This is a genomic window from Rhizobium sp. NFR07 (assembly GCF_900111905.1).
Taxonomy (GTDB): domain Bacteria; phylum Pseudomonadota; class Alphaproteobacteria; order Rhizobiales; family Rhizobiaceae; genus Neorhizobium.
The window spans coordinates 59,528-77,555 of the sequence record NZ_FOKM01000016.1 but is presented as its reverse complement, the minus strand read 5'-3'; the positions used below and the strand labels follow the sequence as shown (position 1 = coordinate 77,555).

General features: G+C 62.9%; 14 protein-coding genes. All 14 read right to left on the bottom strand.

Annotated elements, in window-relative coordinates; all coding sequences use genetic code 11:
• Positions 1-14 precede the first annotated feature (14 nt).
• Positions 15-665 carry an HD domain-containing protein gene (locus BM216_RS26835; protein WP_093002381.1) on the bottom strand — a complete coding sequence of 217 codons (651 nt, stop codon included), beginning with the start codon at positions 663-665 and terminating at the stop codon, positions 15-17.
• A complete protein-coding gene (locus tag BM216_RS26830) occupies positions 662-3,442 on the bottom strand; it encodes a DUF2339 domain-containing protein (RefSeq protein ID WP_093002379.1) in 2,781 nt (926 codons plus the stop codon). The genes BM216_RS26835 and BM216_RS26830 overlap by 4 nt, the downstream gene beginning before the upstream one ends.
• 183 nt (positions 3,443-3,625) lie before the next feature.
• Complete coding sequence (locus BM216_RS26825) at positions 3,626-4,420, bottom strand: alpha/beta fold hydrolase (RefSeq protein WP_177230928.1); 795 nt, start codon at positions 4,418-4,420, stop codon at positions 3,626-3,628.
• A 314-nt stretch (positions 4,421-4,734) separates the two neighbouring features.
• The gene (locus BM216_RS26820; RefSeq protein ID WP_093002375.1) at positions 4,735-5,625 is read right to left on the bottom strand and encodes an alpha/beta fold hydrolase; all 891 of its coding nucleotides are present in this window, start codon (positions 5,623-5,625) and stop codon (positions 4,735-4,737) included.
• Positions 5,626-5,960: 335 nt separating this feature from the next.
• Positions 5,961-6,770 (bottom strand): mechanosensitive ion channel family protein, encoded by an 810-nt coding sequence (locus BM216_RS26815; protein ID WP_093002373.1) that lies wholly within the window; start codon positions 6,768-6,770, stop codon positions 5,961-5,963.
• A gap of 103 nt (positions 6,771-6,873) precedes the next feature.
• Complete coding sequence (locus BM216_RS26810) at positions 6,874-7,422, bottom strand: tyrosine phosphatase family protein (RefSeq protein ID WP_093002371.1); 549 nt, start codon at positions 7,420-7,422, stop codon at positions 6,874-6,876.
• Entirely contained in the window at positions 7,419-8,000 is a 582-nt protein-coding gene (locus tag BM216_RS26805; protein WP_093002368.1) for an HD domain-containing protein, read from the bottom strand. The genes BM216_RS26810 and BM216_RS26805 overlap by 4 nt, the downstream gene beginning before the upstream one ends.
• A gap of 32 nt (positions 8,001-8,032) precedes the next feature.
• Complete coding sequence (locus BM216_RS26800) at positions 8,033-8,875, bottom strand: CAF17-like 4Fe-4S cluster assembly/insertion protein YgfZ (protein WP_093002366.1); 843 nt, start codon at positions 8,873-8,875, stop codon at positions 8,033-8,035.
• Between the two features lie 104 nt (positions 8,876-8,979).
• Positions 8,980-10,062: a siderophore-interacting protein gene (locus BM216_RS26795; RefSeq protein ID WP_244530349.1), complete on the bottom strand. Its 1,083-nt coding sequence runs from the start codon at positions 10,060-10,062 to the stop codon at positions 8,980-8,982.
• Entirely contained in the window at positions 10,059-12,059 is a 2,001-nt protein-coding gene (fhuB, locus tag BM216_RS26790) for a Fe(3+)-hydroxamate ABC transporter permease FhuB (RefSeq protein WP_093002362.1), read from the bottom strand. The genes BM216_RS26795 and fhuB overlap by 4 nt, the downstream gene beginning before the upstream one ends.
• Positions 12,043-12,915, bottom strand: coding sequence for an ABC transporter substrate-binding protein (locus tag BM216_RS26785; protein ID WP_093002360.1), 873 nt, complete (start codon positions 12,913-12,915; stop codon positions 12,043-12,045). The genes fhuB and BM216_RS26785 overlap by 17 nt, the downstream gene beginning before the upstream one ends.
• A 138-nt stretch (positions 12,916-13,053) precedes the next feature.
• Complete coding sequence (locus BM216_RS26780; RefSeq protein WP_093002358.1) at positions 13,054-15,156, bottom strand: TonB-dependent siderophore receptor; 2,103 nt, start codon at positions 15,154-15,156, stop codon at positions 13,054-13,056.
• A 145-nt stretch (positions 15,157-15,301) separates the two neighbouring features.
• The gene (locus BM216_RS26775; RefSeq protein WP_093002356.1) at positions 15,302-16,186 is read right to left on the bottom strand and encodes a helix-turn-helix transcriptional regulator; all 885 of its coding nucleotides are present in this window, start codon (positions 16,184-16,186) and stop codon (positions 15,302-15,304) included.
• Between the two features lie 94 nt (positions 16,187-16,280).
• The gene (locus BM216_RS26770; RefSeq protein WP_093002354.1) at positions 16,281-17,996 is read right to left on the bottom strand and encodes an ABC transporter ATP-binding protein; all 1,716 of its coding nucleotides are present in this window, start codon (positions 17,994-17,996) and stop codon (positions 16,281-16,283) included.
• Positions 17,997-18,028: the final 32 nt, after the last annotated feature.

The window sequence follows — 18,028 nt, the reverse complement described above, 5'->3', positions numbered from 1 at the left end:
TCGGTTTTCCCGTATCAGATCTCATCCAGGAACATGTCCCGGATATCCTTCAGTCGCTGGTGCCGCGCATGGGCAAGATCACGGCCGGCCGCGGTCTGGAAACCATCGGCGAGCTTGAACAGCTTGACCTCGAAATGGTCGATGGCAAAGCTTTTGTCGTTGAGCGGCCGCTCCCTGGCAAGCGGGTCCACAGGATCATAGAGCCCGGATGCCATGCGGCCGGCAATGTAGAAGCAGCGCGCGGCGCCCACCATGCCGATCGCATCCAGCCGGTCGGCATCCTGCAGGATCTTCGCTTCCAGCGTCTCGGGCGGCAGATTGGCGGAAAATGAATGGGTGGTGATCGCATGGGCAACCGCCTCGACCGCCGCCTTGTCCCAGCCCATCCCGTAGAGAATGCCGCTCGCCTTTTCCGCCGCCAGCCGCGAGGCCTGGGCTCGTAGCGGCGAGTTCTTCTCCACCGAAACGCAGTCATGCAGCAGCACAGCGGCAGCGAGCACTTCGCCATCGCCGCCCTCGGTCGTGTGGATGCGCATGGCATTCTTGAAGACGCGCAGGATATGGGCGATGTCGTGGCTTCCATCGTCGCCTTCCGTCGCATGCGGGATCAGCTGTCCGGCAAGTGCCTCATAGGGAGCAAAGGCGGCGGCGAGGGAAAGCGTCATGTCGTGGCACCCGGAGAATCAGCGTCGGGTTCTCCGTTCTTCTTCAACAATATGCGTTGGTAGAAAAGCCCGATACCGATCAGCACCGCGCCGAGCCCGATGAAGGAGACCGCCCGCAGGATGCCTTCGAGGTTCGACATGTCGACCAGGAACACCTTGAGCACCGCGATCAGCACCAGCCCGGCCGAGGCAAGCCGCAGGCTCTTGGCGTCGAGCCTTGAGCCGAGCGCCAGAAGCCCGACGCCGATGACCAGCCAGACGACCGAATAGGTATAGGTCTCGCCCGCAATGAAGCCCTTCCAGTCGGCGATATTGGTTCCCTGCCAGAAGCGGCGGACCGAAAGCGTCGCCCAGAGGAAGCCGAGCACCGCGCCGGCAACGGCAAGCATGGCCACATAGGGCACCGGCCGCCGTCCGCGGGCGAGATAGGCGACGAGCGCATAGGCGAGCGCCGGCAGCAGATAGCCGAGCAGCAGCAGGTTGACGAACGGCCACGGCCCGGTGTCTTCGCCGGAGAAGAATGGGTTGAGCGCAAAGACATGCAGCGACAGCACGTTCACCGTCGCAATCACGCCGGCGATCATCGAGCCGAAGCGGAACACTGGCGACGGTGATTTCAGGTCGAGCGTCATCAGGATGCCCGAGAAGCCGATGGTGATCAGCGTATAGACCGACTGCTCGCCGAGCGTCGGCGTGTCGCCGGACAGCTTTCCGCCGTTCATCGCATGGTGGACCAGCACGGCGACGGTGATCAGGCCCGACAGCGAGGCGAGCGCCTGCATGACGTTGCGGACCCGGAAATCCGGCGAATTGCGCAGCATCCAGGCCGAGACGATCGCAAGCAGCGTCGGAATGCCGTAGCCGGGCAAGAGCGCGTTGAAGAATGGCGTGGTGCCGAGGCTGTTCTGCCCGATCAGCGTCGGCTCCCAGGTCATGCGTCCGAAGACGATCATGACCGCCGCAGCCATCATCCAGGGCAGGGCGGGCCATGGGCGAATGCGAAGCGCCAGGAGATAGGCAAAGCCGAGTATCGAGACGAGGATCGTCGTGACGATGCCGGTGGTCAGCGCATGCAGCGCCAGCGTCAGGCTCGCGAAGGATCCCGCGACGACGATATTGGCCGGCCAGTCGAGCCTGGCGTCGACGTTTTCGGCAGTCTTCCGAAACAGCCAGTCGGCCGCGACGAGCATGACGAGACCGAGGCCCAGGCCATACAGCCCATGCGTCCAGTCGCGGAAGAAATTGCCGAAGTTGAAGAATGAGATGAAGCCGAGCGTGACCGGCACGGCTCCCATCAGGAAAGCCCAGACGATCGAGAATTGCTTGTCCGCATGGCGGAAGCGCCTGAGGAAGCCGAAGCCGAGCAGGGTGAAGACGGCGCCGAGCAGCAGGAACATGGCGATCTCGCCAGTGAACGAAAGCGGCGCGGGCGACGGTTGGCCGTCCACCGGCATCGGCATTGCATAGTTCGCCCAGGTAAGCGCCGAGGCGACTATGGAGAGGAAGGCGGAGCCTGCGGCAATCAGCGTCGGCCAGACCGCATATGTTCGCGCACTGCCCAGCGCGGCGAGCGTCGCGATGATCGCGGCACCGGCAAATACCACCATGTCGCCTTCATCCGCCTGCCGCACTCCCATCATCAGCGCCGGCAGCGCGGCCATGATCGAGATGGACAGGGTGATCTTCAGGGGCGGGCGGCCGAGCAGTGCCCGGATGCCGGCCCTCGGCGGGCCGATGCGGCGAATGTAGGCGGCGCCCGGCCACAAGAAGGCTGTGCCGGCGATCATCACGATCAGCATCAGCGTCACCGGCATCGGATCGAACCCTTGCGGCGCGCCGGTCGCGTAGATGAGGGCCCATAGCCCTGTGCCGATATTGGCGAGCATCGGCACGACCGTCCAGCGGCGGATGCGCGAGGCGGCGCTGACCGCAAGCCATGTGACGCTGAGGAAAAGGAACAGCGCGTCGGGATTGGGATTGCCGGTGGACACCAAAAATGGCGTCACCAGCGATCCGAGCAGGCCGAGACCGGCCAGCGCCTGTCCGTGCAGCAGAGACAGCGCCACGGTGGCGAGCGACACGAGCGCCATCAGCACGAAGGCCGTGCCGGGACCGATGAAGCCGTAGAAGGCGTAAGACGCGAACACCGTGCCGAGCAGGGTGACACTGCCAGCCGCTGTCAGCGCACCGGGTATCATCGCATTGGCATAGAGTTCGGAAATCCGGGGCATCGCCCGGCGGCGCACGAGTTCACCGGCACCGATCAGGAGCAGGCCGAACAGCGCCGCCAGCGTCAGCCGCGTGCCGGGCCCGAGCAGGCCGGATTCGATCGAGTAACGGACGAGGAAGATGCCCCCGAAGGCGAGCGCCACACCGCCGACCCAGACCGGCCAGCGGGCGCCGAGATAGCTTTCCAGATTCTCACGCGTCGGCCTCTGGCGTGCCGGGAGTGGCGCGGGCGAGGGGGCGTCTTCGGCCTCGGGCGTCGTTTCGATCTTCCCGCCGGTCCCGGCATCGTGCGGCGATTGCGTCGCGGCATCGCTGTCGGGAGCGGATTGCGCTTCACCGAGCGCCATGTCGGCATCCTCGATGCCAGCCGGCATGGGGCTCGTCGCCGCCACCGCGGGAGCAACGCCCTCCACGACCAGCCGCTTCACCTCGCCGAGTTCCCTCTCCAGCCCGTCGACGCGCGCCGAGACCTTCCGGTTCTGCGAAACCAGGAAAAACACAAGGATGACCAGAAGGATATCGATCAGATACACGCGAACTCCCCGCATTTAGCCGTCGTGAATGTACAGGAACATGCGCGGGAAGAAAGAAGCCCCGGCAACCTTTGTGCAGGGCTATGTAAGGCCGCCGGAAGCGCTTGCGTGTTCGCAAGCGACCGTTTGACGGGGGAACGGCGATCTTGCGCGGCCTTGTTTCCTCGGGTCGCGGCATGATCCACTTGGGGCGCGGATCTATCGCATGCCGCCCTCGAAGGCGTCGGCGGTACCCTTGAGGAATTTCGAGACGATCGCCTGGAAGGTCTGCGGCTCTTCAGAAAAGAGAAAATGGCCGGAATTGGTGAACTCGACGAGTTCAGCACCTCTGATCCGCCGCGCGATGTCACGGCCGGCGCTCGGCGGGCATATCCAGTCGTAGCCTCCCACGAGAACGAGTGCGGGGCATGTGATGCCGCCGAGTTCGTCGCGGACATCATATGTAGGGGCGATGTTTTCGCGGAAATGCCGGTGCAGCTCGGGCGTGAACGAACTCAGCGAATAGAGCTTGTCCACCGATGCCATGTAATGCGGAGCGGCATAGAACGGATGGACGAGCCTTACGAAAGCCTCGCCCGTCTCCGCCGTCACGGGCGTGGTGAAATAACGTTCGGCGGCCGCGACGACCTCGGCCGGTGCGCGATCGGAAAGCCGCGGATCCGTCACGCTGTCGGCCGTTTCCGTCTTTTCCAGCGTGGCCAGGGTCTCGCACAGGATCACGCCGCCGATAAGATCGGGATGCCTGAAGGCCGCGATCATCGCGACGAACCCGCCGGCGGAATGGCCGAAGATGACGGGTTTCTCGATACCCAGCATGACCGAGAGATCGACGATGTCGTCTGCCATCTGCTCCAGGCTGCAGGTCTCGAGCGGTGGCCGTCCCGAGCGCCCTTGGCCGCGCAGGTCGACATAGACGATCCGGGCAACATCTCCGAGCGGACCGAGCCCCGGCCGCAGGTAGCCGTGATCCGATCCCAGGCCGCCGTGCAGCACGAAGACCGTCGGCTTGGCGGCAGGTCTTTGACGAGCGCCGATCCGCTGTTGACGATGTCGAAATAGATTTCCGTGTCGTTGATGCTTGCCTGCATGCTCTGATCCTGTGATGTCCTGCAGCGATGGGCTGCATTTATCCGGGGGCTGGGTTGCAAGCAGGCTTCCGCCGCCTCGATTCCGCTTGCATCTGAAACCGCTGCGCAACAAGGCGCTGCGCTTTACAAAATATTCGAAAGAGCGGCGGTCTGGTCGTGCGGCGGCTCCATGTAATGATCCCTATCGTCCGATCCGGCCTCTTGTCGGCAGGTTGGAATTCAGGCCATCTCTTCCGTGAATGCCTCGGCGAAGCCTTTGAGGAATTTGGATGCGGTGGTCTGGAACGTCTGCGGTTCTTCGGAAAAGAAGAAATGGCCGGAATTCGTGAACTCGACGTATTCCGACCCCTTGATACGGCTCGCAATGTCGCGCCCGGCGCTCGGCGGGCAGACCCAGTCGTAGCTTCCCGAAAGCACCAGCGTCGGGCACCGAACGGCTGAGAGCGCCTCCCGCACGTCATATGTCGGCATGAGGTTGTTGCGGAAGTGCTGCAGCATCTTGAACTCGACTGTGCTCAGCGACATCAGCTTCGTGACCGAGTCGACATAATGCTGGGCGGCGTAAAGCGGCCGTACATGGGTAAAGAAATCCTCGACGGTTCTGGGTGTCAGCGGCGTCGTGTAGTAACGCTCCGCAGCGGCGAGCGCTTCGGCCGAGGCGCGGTCGGAAAGTTTCGGATCCGCCGGATCCTTCTCACCCTCCGACCTCTTCAGTGTCGGCACCGTTCCGGCCAGGATAAGTCCGCCGACCAGCTCGGGATGCCTGACGGCCGCCTTCATGGCCACGAAACCGCCTGCCGAATGACCAAGGATGATCGGCCTTTCGACATCCAGCATCACCGCGAGATCGACGACGTCGTCGGCCATCTGTTCAAGGGTGCAGGTCTCAAGCGATGGGCGTCCAGAACGTCCCTGTCCGCGTAGGTCGACATAGACAATCCGCGCGATGTCTGCGAGCGGATCGAGGCCCGGCCTCAGGTAGCCGTGATCGAGGCCGAGGCCGCCATGCAGGGCGAAGACGGTCGGCTTGGGAACAGGCTTCTCGACCATCGCCGATCCGCTATTGACGATCTCGAAATAGATGTCCGTGCCGTTGAAATTTACACGCATGCTCGTCCCCTGTGATGCCGTGCGGCTTGCAGGCCGCAGTCATCCGGGAGCCGGGTTTCAGGCGGGCTTCCGCCGCGCCCATATCGCCTACATCTGAAATCGCAGCGGCGCGGCATGAACGGCCGGCCCGGCAAGTTTTTGAAGCTGCGTGGGACAAGTGGAGGAGTATTGGTATCGGACCCGGTTCCTCGTAAACCGGATCCGATACATCCTTGACCATCAAGCCCGTCTGGTCCCGGCTCGTCCGCGCTCGAATGGAGCTGCGGAGGTCCGCTCTCACCGGGACGCGCCACACGGGGGCTGATGGATAGGAATCTCTTTCAGGGCTGATACCCTTAGGCCGTCGTTTCCTCCGGCGTCTTGTGGAAGGCTCTTTTTACAGCCTTGGTCATGTCGCGGCTGACGTCCCACCACTGCTTGCCGTTGATCCAGTAGCGGAGGGTGACCTTGGCACTGCCGGAATCGAATTCGGAGACATAGGTGCTGGGCTTCGGGTTCTTCAGCACCTTGTCGTTGGCCGCTGCGAGCTTCAGCAGCTCGCTCTCGGTCTTGTCGACATCCTCGTTCGCGCCGATCGCGATGGTGATCTCGTGGCGACGGGTGGCAAGACGGCTGTAATTGGTGATCGGAACGTTCCAAAGCGTCGAGTTCGGCGCCAGGCGATAGACGCCATCGGCGGTGCGCAGCTCGGTCGCGAACAGCCCCACATCGACGATCGTGCCGGTAACGCTGCCTGTCTCGATCGACTCTCCCACGCGGAAGGGGCGAAGGACGAGAAGCATGATGCCGGCTGCGATATTCTGCAGCGTGCCCTGCAGGGCCAGGCCGACGGCCAAGCCGATCGCGCCCAGTGCCGCAAGGATCGAAGCCGTCTGCACGCCGAACTGGCCCAGCACCATGACGACGACGAGGATCAGTGCCGCGTAACGGACGATGTTGGAGAAGAATTGCGAGAGCGTCGCGTCGATGCCGCTGATATGCGACAGGCCGTTATAGACCCAACGGCTCAGGAGGCCGGCAACGATCCAGCCGATGATGAGAAGTATGATCGCGCCAATGACGGAGAAGGAATACTGCACGCCCAAGGCCGTCAGCTGCGCGAGAGCCGCCCGCGTTGCGACGACGAATTCCGATGCCTGATCCATGCTCGACCCGCTCCTTTCGTTGCGCCCCTAATTGGCGCATGGGGCGGAGAGGTCAAGGTAAAACGTCAGTAATTTTTCTATTTCTATATAGAAAACGAAGATTTCAACTTTGCGGAGAAGTAAAGTCCGTCACAGCTATTGAAAACGAGGCGCGGCCGTCCGTTTCCGCGCCGCGGCCGATTGCCTTCATCGCCTCGACCAGCCGTCCGCTGCGTCCGAGCATCCTGTCGCCGATCTCGATCAGCCGGCTGTTCGGTGTCGCATGAGGCGCGACCTTGCGCAGGCGTTTGGCCAGCGCGAAATCATCCTCGTCCGGCTGCAGCGCGAGGACGGTGATGGCTGCCGCTGCCGGCGAGCGGGACACGCCCATCCAGCAGTGGACGATCAGCGGCGCAGACTGGTCCCAAGCGCGCACGAATTCGATCAGCTCCGCCACATGCGCCTCGCTCGGCGCAATCAGCCCGCCGGTGCCGGCAAAGCCGATATCGTTCATCGCAAGTTTCAGATGCCGGTCGGCGCGGATCACGCCCGGTCGGTGAAAGTCCTGTTTTTCCGCGATCAGGCTGACCATTTCCCTGGCGCCGTTGCGCACCGCCGTCTCGGCAATGCTTGCGAGCGGGCAGACGATGATGCGGGCGGATGTCTCCGTCATGGCGCCTTCACCGCCAGGCGCTCGGCTTCGATCGCCTCGAAGCGCTCAACGAAAAGGCGCTGTGCCTCGACCGCCGCAAGCGGCTCGATCGGCAGCATGTCGCGGGTGATGCCGCGCGGCTGACCGAAGAATTTTCGCGCCTCCACCGCCGTGAAGCCGGCAAGCTCGGTCGCCTCGAAATAGGCGGCGATCGTATCGGCCTTCTTGATCAAGGTCTTGAGTTCTTTAGCCGGATGCGGCGGCAGGCCGAAGCGGATATGCACGGCCGCTTCCAGCCGCGCCTCCACCAACTTGTAACCGCCGCCGACCACCGACTTGAACGGCGAGATCATGTCGCCGATCACATATTCCGCCGCGTCATGCAGCAACGTCATCTGCAGCGCGTCGGGTGCTGCGCCGACATTGCAGCGACGAAAGATCTCTTCCACGACAAGGCAGTGTTGGGCGACGGAAAAGGCGTGGTCGCCGCGTGTCTGGCCGTTCCAGCGGGCGACGCGGGCAAGGCCGTGGGCAATGTCGGAAATCTCGACATCGAGCGGCGAGGGGTCGAGAAGGTCGAGCCTGCGGCCCGACAGCATCCGCTGCCAGGCACGGGTGCCGGGGGTAAGGCTCACGTCTCGGCCTCGTGGGTGTCGGTCGGAAAGGCAAGACCCGTCCAAGCGGGCAATTCAATGGAGACGGGAGTGTCTCCGGCCATCAACGGCACGCCCGCCGCAAGCGCATCGCCGACGCGGTCGATGCGCACGATGGCGAGCGCTTGTCTACCCGAGACCGAACCGAGCGTCCCGATCGGCTTGCCGCCTGCGGTGATCTCGGTGCCGGCTGCCGGGAGGGAGGCTTCTGCCGTCACGGTCGCGACGCGCCGGCGTGCCGTGCCTCGATGCTGCATGCGCGAGACGACTTCCTGGCCGACATAGCAGCCCTTCTTGAACGAGAGCCCGCCATTCTTGTCGAGCAGGATGTCATGGGGAAATGCGTCCTGCAGCGCGTAGTCGTCGCCCGACGTGGCAAGCGCGGCCGTGATCCTCAATGCCTGATAGCCTTCCGCTGTGCCATCGGCATGCCGCCCGGCTGTGCGGGACACCGCAATGCCCGCCTTGGCGAAGCCGCTATCGACGACCGCGCCCTTGTCCGTCTCGTCATCCCAGTAGACCGTGACGCCTTCGTCGGGGAGCGCTGCGAGTTCGACGGCCGCGCGCAGCTTGTACATGGTCAGCCGCTTGATCAGCGCGTCGCGCTGGCTCTCTTCGATCTCGATGATGAAACCGTCGCCGCTTTTCCAGATGAGAAAGTCGAACAGGATCTTGCCCTGTGGCGTCAGAAGCGCGCCGGGCCGAGCCTCGTTTTCGGCGAGACCCTCCACGTCGGTGGTGATCAGCGAATGGAGGAAATCCCGCGCGTCCGCACCCGCGATGCGGATGAGGCGCCGTGTCGGCAGATAGGCGTTGGTCATGGCAGCCGAATCCCTTTGTCTACGCCTCGGAGATAAGTCTTCGCGGGAGACGAGGCAAGCCGCGAGCGGCGGCCGGACGGGCGGTTGCCAAAGGCCGGTCGGCCTCAGTCCGTGTAGCCGCGCCGCCAGTAGGTGATCGAGCTCATCCGGCTGCGGTCGAGGCCGTGTTCCTTTAGCCGCGCCCGGATCGCCTGGGCCTCGGTCTTCTCGCAGGCGACCCAGACGAATGCGTCCGGCCCAAGTCCTTCGAGCTTGGCTGTGACCGCCGGTTCCAGCAGCCCGGCGGTGCTTGCCTCGGCGCCGTTGCGATGTAGCCATTCGATTGAGAAGTTTTCTGAGGCACAGGCGAGCGTTTGTTCTTCCGCCTTGTCCGCCACCTCGATGATCGCGTGAACCTTCATGTCCGGTGTCGCCAGCTCGATCATCCGCGCGATGGCGGGAAGGGCGGTCTCGTCGCCGGCAAGGACCAGATCCTTGGAAACCGGCATGCCGCCGGCACCCGGCCCGAGCAACGCGGCGCGGTCGCCCGGCTGGGCGTTGAGACCGAATTCCGCACCCGGCATCCGCTTGCCCCAGTCGTCATGCAGCACGAAGTCGATCGTCATCTGCCTGGCTTCGAGGTCCAGGCTGCGGATCGTGTAATAGCGGACCGAGATCTCGTCCTCGCCTTCCGGCCAGCCGATGCGGCCATCGGCAAGCGTCACCGGCCAGACAGGTGCACGGCCCTTCGGCGGCATCAGCAGGCGCACATGCAGGCCATCGGTCGTGTCGAAGCGTTCCGCATCCTCGCAGGATACGATCAGCCGGCGCATGCGCGGCGTGACATTCTCGGCTGAAACAACGGTAATCTCGCTGAGGTTCGAAAGCTTCGCCGGCTTCGGCTTGTCGGCCCATTCCAGCGTCAGCGGATCGTCGCCGGCGAACATGAAAAGATGCTCGGCGATGATCGCCCGCGTCATCGACAGCATGTCGACCGTCGGGCAGGCAAGCCGGATGTCGAGCTGTTCGCTGACCTTGGAGATATGCGCCTCGCCGATCTCGCTCGACAGCGTCACATGATCGCCATCGCGAAAAACCTCGGCGTGGTCGACGAAATGCTCGCAGATTTCGGCCAGCATCTCGCTAGCATCCGCCGGAACGGCAGTGCCTGACAGGGTGAAGGCCAGGGGTGAGGTGACAGCATTCACGATCGTTTCTCCATGCGTGCGAGAAGCCATAGAAGATAAGGTCCGCCGATCAAAGCGGCAAATACGCCGACCGGCACCTGATAGGGGTAGATGACGACCCGCGAAAGCCAGTCGGCGAAGATCAGCATGGCGGCACCGATCATCAGCGAGGCAAGCAGTTGCTGGCGCGCGCCGGTTAGCCCGATCAGCCGCGCCAGATGCGGGGCGACGAGGCCGGCAAGGCTGAGCGGCCCGACGAGGAAGGAAGCGACCGCCGTCATCAGCGCAGACAGTATGGCAAGCGCGAGACGTGAGGAGGTGAGGCCTATGCCGACGCCCTTGGACATCACCCCGCCGAGCGGCAGCATTGTCAGCCAGCGGCTCATGAAGAACAGCGGCGCGGTGAACACGGCAAGTGCTGCAAGCGAGGTCCAGGCCTCGAACACGCCGGCGCGGTTGGTCGATCCGGCCATCCACATGAGCAGGATGAAGGAATTCATGCTGCCCTGGGCAAGCACGATCGAGACAATCGCCATCGAGATCGCGCTCATGGCTATGCCGGACAGCAGCAGACGTTCGGCGGAGAGCTCGCGGCTTGCGGCAATCGCGATCATGACGATGAAGACGACGAGCGCGCCGATCGCCATGCCGATGAGCATCACCATCTGCGATGCGGCGCCGAAGATATAGAGCGTTGCCGCGAGCCCGGCCCCGCCGCCGGCCGAAACGCCGAGCACTTCGGGGCTGGCGATCGGATTGCCGGTCACCCGCTGCATGATGAAGCCGGCACCGCCCAGAAGCGCACCCGCGCCACCGGCCGCCAGAATGCGCGGCAGGCGGAAGGGCACGAGTTCGGAAAGCTGCGCGCTCAAGGAGAGAGCTATGCCGGTGGGCGAGGGGCCGATGATCAGCGCGGCGAGGACCAGCAGCGCGATCAGCACGGCCATGCCTGTCACCCAGACGTTCGGCCGGGCAAGGCGCCTTTCCGTCGGGTTGGCATCGGCGGTGACCGGTGACATCGCGTGCAGCCGCGGCAGGAGCAGCAGCAGGATCGGCCCGCCCATCAGTGCGGTGGCGGCGCCGGCCGGTGCCAGGTCGTTGAAGCCGGGGCCGAGCAACTGGCTTAGCCCATCGGTGAGGAAGAGCAGGGCCGCACCGACAAAGGGCGCCGCGGCGAGCACCTGGCCGGTGGTGCGCGCACCGCAGAGCCGCGCCATGGCCGGTGCCGCAAGGCCAAGGAAGCCGATCACGCCGACGGTCGCCGTGACCGACGCGGCGAGCCAGACGGCGAGCAGCAGGATCGCCAGGCGCACCGCCATGATCGACATGCCGAGGCTCTTGGCGCTCGCATCGTCCAGCGCCAGCACGTTGAGCGGCCGGACGAGCACGAGGGCGGCAATAGCGCCGATCAGGAGGCGGGGGCCGAGCGAGATCACGCCCTGCCAGTCCTGCTGGCTGAGCGAGCCGGAGCCCCAGATGCTGACCGACATCGCATATTCGCCGCGTGCGAGAATGAGCGTGATGGTGATCGAGGCGACGATCATGCTGACGATCAGGCCGGATACGGCGACGGTGACGGGATCGAAGGCCTGCCGCCAGGAGAGCGCCAGCACGAGGGTGACGGCGGCAAGCCCGCCGCCGAAGGCGACTACATCGCGGGAAAGCCCGGCGAGCAGCGGCGAGATGGCAAGGCCTGCGACAAGCGCAAGCTGCGCGCCGGCGGCGATACCGAGCGTCGAGGCATCTGCGATCGGATTGCGCAGCACCCGCTGCAGCAATGCGCCGGCAAGCCCGAGTGCCGTGCCGCAGATCAATGCGATCACCGCGCGGGGCAGGAGACTGTTCCAGAGCAGGATTTCGCCGAGCATGGCGGCGGTGGCCGGGTCGCCCGGCACGGTCGGACGGGTGATGACGAGCAGTGCCAGCATCACGATGCAGGCGACGCCGATGGTGATCGCCGACAGGAGAGGCCGACCGGTGCCGGTTATCGGGGCGGGCAGACTAACCGTTCCAGACATTGGTCAGGCCTTTCGCGATTTCTTCGGCAAAGCGGTGTGCGGCAGGCAGGGCGCCGAAGGGATTGAGCGAACCGAGGACGATGACGCGCTTGTCGCGCACGGCCGGCAGCGCGTTCCAGAACGCGCCGCGTTCCAGCGCCATAAAGGCGTCGAGCGGATGCGGCGGGATCATCACGATCCAGGCGTCGGGCATCGAGGCGAGCGTCTCGATGCCGACGGGAGCCGAGGCAGAATAGGCGGTCGCTCCCGTCCAGGCGTTTTCGAGCCCAAGCCGCGTCAGGACCGAACCGAACATGCTGTCCTTGCCGAATACCCGGTAATGCCGCGCATCGCCGAGATTGATGAGCAGGACGGGACGCCCGTCGCCGGCGGAAAGCTGCCGGCGAAGCGTATCCAGCCCGCCGTTCACCTCGGCGACATAGGCGGCCGCATTGGACGTGCCGAGACGGTCGCCGATCGACATCGTCGCCTTCTGGGCCATCAGATACGGGTCTTCGCCCTGCCTGTAGATGGCGTAATTATAGGTCGGTGCGATGCCCGAAAGCAGCGGGTCGGCCCAGGCATAATAATTGGAATTGAAGATCATGTCCGGCTTGGCAAAGGAGAGGGTCTCCAGATTGGGCAGGCCACGCAGGCCAATGTCGGCGACGGTATCCGGTACGGGCGGCTCGACGGCGATATCGCGGAACTGCCTGAGTTCCGTCCCGGCCACGACAGTGGTCCCAAGCGCCAGCAGCGTTTCCAGATGCGCCCAGTCGAGCGTCGCGGTTCGCGGGCCGGGCTTGGAAGGTGCCGTCTGCGCGGAGGACATGCCCGCAGTTGTGGACGCGACCGCCAGCGTCGCGGCAGCCATCATGAAGGTTCGCCTGGAAAGCCCGGCATGGGAGAACGGGTAGGGACGATGCAAATCGATCTCCGATGACAAAAAGAAAGGCCCACGAGAGGCCTTCCTTATAAGCTTGAGTTGAGTTGTCAACTTTCCCTGCGGGCTCGATTACCAAGTGAAGGAAACCTTGCCCATTACTGTGCGGCCATCACCGTAGGAGCAACCGAAGCCACCGCAATATGCGACATATTTTTCGTCTGCCAGGTTTTGGAAGTTGAGCGAAGCCTTGTAGCCATTGCGCTCGTATTTGAGTGCGAGGTCAAGAAGCGTGTTGCCGTCGAGCTCTATAGTATTTGCGTCCGTTCCGTACCGGCTGCCGACGTAGCGCACGCCACCGCCAACTGTGAAGCCCTGGAGGGCTGTGTCCTCGGCAAAAGTATAGTCCAGCCAAAGGCTCGCAGCGTGCTCCGGCGTATTTGCCGGGCGGTTGCCGTCGTTAACGCGGCCAGAGATTTCCGCGTTCATGTAGGTGTAGGCCGCGCGCAGGTTGAGCCCCTGGGTCAGGGTTGCAACGCCTTCGAGTTCGATGCCCTTGACGTTCACTTCGCCGGTCTGGGTCGTGACGACCCCTACCGTATTCAGGACGTTCTTCTGCGTAAGGTCATAGGCGGCGATGGCGAAATAACCGTCAAAGCCCGTCGGCTTATATTTGACGCCGATCTCGGTCTGCTCGCCTGTCGTCGGATCGAACGGCCCGCCGGTTGCAGTGGAAACCACAGGTTCGAACGAAGTCGCATAGCTGATATAGGGGGCTATGCCATTGTCGAATAGGTAGCTGAGACCCGCACGGCCGGTAAGCTTTTCGTCCCGCTGGGTGTCGGAACCTCCCTCGGTCTCGATTGATGCCCAGTCGTAGCGAAGGCCAAGGGTGGCGCGCCAGTTGTCGTATTTGAGTTCGTCCTGGAGATAGATGCCTGTCTGCCAGAGGTTCTGAACGGTCTGCGTACCGGCAACACTGCCGATTGGCTGCTCATAATCAGGATCGAAGATATCGAGGCCGGGAGCAGCGAAGTTGAAGGCTGCTGTGTTATCGCTGTGGAAATAACGAACATCGACGCCTGCGACGACCGTATGCTCGACCGGTCCGGTAGAGAATTCTGCCTGAACCTGATTGTCGAAATTGATGCTCCACAGGTCCTCGTCCTGGACGCTGCTGTAGCGGTTGAGAGTGCGCCCGTCTGCCGCCAACGAAAGCGGAAGTACGGCCCGATAGTCCCAGTCGAACTTTGAGTAGCGGGCATTCTGACGGAAGGTGAAGACGTCGTCGAACCTGTGCTCGAATTCGTAGCCGAGATTGAACCAGCGCCGGTCGGAATCGTCAAAGTTCTTATCACCACCGTAGAAGTCGCGAGACAGAGTGTTCGAATCTATGATCAATTCCGGCGGAATGAAGGTTGGCGTGCTGGGATTGTCTTTCTGGTAGCTGGCGAGAATGGTCAGCGAGGTATCTTCGTCCGGCTTCCAGGTGAAGGCAGGCGCGATGTAAAGACGGTCGTTGTCGAGTTCATCTGTCTGCATGCCGGCGAGTTTGCCGAGCCCAGTCAGGCGATAGGCAAAGGTATCGTCTACCGGTCCGCTAAAGTCGAAGAAGGCACCGTATGTGTCATAGCTGCCGATAAAGGCGCCGACTTCGTTGATCGGGGTGAACGTCGGGCGCTTGCTGACCAAGTTGATCATGCCGCCGGGGTTGCCTTGACCGTAAAGCACCGAAGCCGGGCCGCGCAATACTTCAACGTTCTCCAGACCATAAACCTCGAAAGCGGGCGCCCCGATGTTGCGCATGATCTTGAGGCCATTGAGGTACTGGCTCAGACCGCTGTCGAAACCGCGGATGTTCGGAGCGTCAAATCGGGCGTCGGAACCGAAAGGCTGACCCACGACACCGGGAACATACTCTACGGCTTCGCCGAGTGTGGACACGGCCTGAGTGTCCATCTGATCACGGGTTACTACCGATATCGACTGTTGTGTCTCGACAATTGGCGTCCCAGTCTTGGTGGCGCTCTGCGTTCCCTTGGCTACGTATCCGTCGACATGCCCGGTGCCGCCTTGTTCCCCTTGGCCCTGCAGCACAATCGGCGCGAGTGTTGTGCTGTCCTGGCCCTGCGCTGCATCCTGTGCCTGCGCGGCCCATGCCGCTGCTAGGCTTAGCGCGGCGACGCCTGTCCACAGGCCATTTCTGATTGCGGAAGACTTGATCGATTTCTTCATTCTGTGCCCCACTCGCGCCGCGTTTTAATGCGGCCTACAATAAGATGAGTGGTTAACTCAGATTTCACTTATTCGCTTGCTCTAATTGGCGACACTTGAATGATTTTGGGCAAAATTCACTGCTTTGCGCGCTTGCTCGCATCTTTTATGCGAACTGTGACTTTTTCCACTGCGACGGCGCCACACCGACATGCTTGCGGAACACGCGGCTGAAATGCGCATGGTCGGCAAAGCCTGTCTCCGCGGCGATTGCCGTCAGCGGCTGCTCGCCGGATTTCAACAGTTCCTTGGCGCGGCAGAGCCTGGCATTCATCTGCCAGTCGTGCGGCGCCATGCCGGTGGAAGCCTTGAACGAGTGGCTGAAGTGGGACTGCGACAGGCCGACCAGGGTGGACAGTTCCTCGAGCCTGATATTGCGAAGGCAATGGGCATCGATGAATTCGGTAACCCGCCGGATCTGCCAGGGCGCTAGGCATCCGCGCTTGCGCGGCGCGATCTTGGCGAGCTTTATCACGTCGATGAGAAGCGCCAGCGCCAGCCCGTCGCCATAGAGATCGTTGAGAGGTGCGGGATTGTCGATCTCGGCCGCGATCAGCTCCGCCAGCGCCGTGATTCGCGTATCTGCGAAAAGCAGCTGCGGCTCTTTCAGCCTTTGCGGGTCGAAATCCTCGCCAAGCCGGCGTGCAACCGTATCGGCGTGAAAATGGATATCGAGGTGGCGGACGAACTCGACGTCCTTGATATCCGCCCAGAGATCCATTTCCGCCGGAATGTAGGAGATCGGGCTGAGCCTTGAATCCTGCGGCAGGCCTGCTTCGCGAGCCGTCCGCTTGATCGCGGGGCGGCCACGGCCGCGCTGGTCGAGCAGGATGAAGAGCCGCGGGTCGCGGGCGACATAATAGCCACCGGCATAACTGGCGCATTCGACGTCCCACAGATCAGCGGTAATGCCGTTCCAGTACCGTCTGCGCAGGCCACCGATGACTGAGAAGCCCTCGATCTTGTTGCGCATGCTCGGTTGAAACGTCATGCCCCAGCCTCCACGGTCGCGGCGTTGCGAAAACTTTCTCTGTTTTATCAAGTTTTTGGCCTGCATTCAACTGTGGCCCTCAACCGGGGGGAAATCACGCCCCGACCTGCGCCGCATGGAGGCGGTTATAGGCGCCGCGCCGGGCGATCAGCTCCTGATGAGTGCCCTGTTCCAGAATGCCGCTGCCGTCGATAACGACGATGCGGTCTGCGCCCTGGATCGTCGCCAGCCTGTGGGCGATGATGAGCGAGGTGCGGCCGACTGCCAGTTCAGACAGCGATCGCTGGATCGCCCGTTCGGTCTCGGTGTCGAGCGCCGACGTCGCCTCGTCGAGGATGAGGATCGGCGGATTCTTCAGGAACATGCGGGCGATCGCAACGCGCTGTTTCTGTCCGCCGGACATTTTAACGCCGCGCTCGCCGACCACCGTATCAAGCCCTTCTGGCAGGGCGGCAATCATGTCCTCGAGCCGTGACCGGCGGGCCGCCTCCATGATCTCGGCATCGCTGGCGCCAAGACGGCCATAGGCGATGTTTTCCCGCATCGTACCGCCGAACAGGAAGACGTCCTGCTGCACAATGCCGATCTGCTGGCGCAGCGACGTCTTGGTCATCTTGCGGATATCGATGCCGTCGATGGTGATCGCGCCGCCGCCGATCTCGTAGAAGCGCGGCAGAAGCGAACAGATCGTCGTCTTGCCGGCGCCCGACGGGCCGACGAAGGCGATCGTCTCGCCGGGACTGATCGTCAGGCTGACATCCTTCAGGATCGGCTTGCCCTCCGCATAGCCGAAGGAGACGTTGCGGTATTCGATGCCGCCCTTGAGGTTGTCGACGGCGACCGCATCCGGCGCGTCGGCGATATCCGGCTCGGTATCGACAAGCTCGGTGAAGCGGCGGAAACCAGCAATGCCCTTGGGATAGGTCTCGATGACCGAATTGATCTTTTCCACCGGGCGGAAGAATACGCCGACGAGCAGCAGGAAGCCGATGAAACCGCCCGCCGTCAGCTCGCCATTCAGCACGAAATACGCGCCAGCGATCATCACGATCATCTGCGTCAGGCGCATGCTCATGTAGCTCAGCGAAACGCTGGCGGCCATGATCTTGTAGGCTTCCAGCTTCACGCTGCGGTAATTCTGGTTGTCGCGCTCGAACAGCGTGCGCTCATGGGTCTCGTTGGCGAAGGCCTGCACGACGCGCATGCCGCCGACATTTTCCTCGATGCGGGAATTGAAGTCGCCGACGCGCTCGAAAAGCTTGCGGAAATTTCGGCTCATCCGAGCGCCGTAGCGGCTCGTCACCCAGGCGGTGAGCGGCACGACCAGCGCGGTGATCAGCGCCAGCTGCCAATTAACCGAGACCATCAGAGCCAGCGCGCCGATGAAGGTCATGATGGCGATGAACAGGTCTTCCGGTCCGTGATGGGCCACTTCGCCGATTTCTTCCAGATCCTTGGTCAGCCGGCCGACCAGATGGCCGGTCTTCTGGTTGTCATAATAACGGAAGGAAAGCTTCTGCATGTGGTTGAAGGCTTCCCGGCGCATGTCGGTCTCGATGTTGATTCCGAGCATGTGGCCCCAATAGGTGACGACCACCATCAACCCGGTATTGATCGCATAACAGATGAGCAGCGCGACCGATGCGAGCGTGATCAGCACCCATTCCTGCGTCACCAGCAGCCGGTCGACGAACAATTTCACCGCCATCGGGAAGCCGAGCTCCAGCAGGCCCGACAGGATCGCGCAGCTGAAATCGAGAAGAAACAATCCCTTGTAGGGACGGTAATAATTGAAGAAACGGCTGAGCATTATTGGATCTCTGGAAGGCTTGGGCGGAAGGC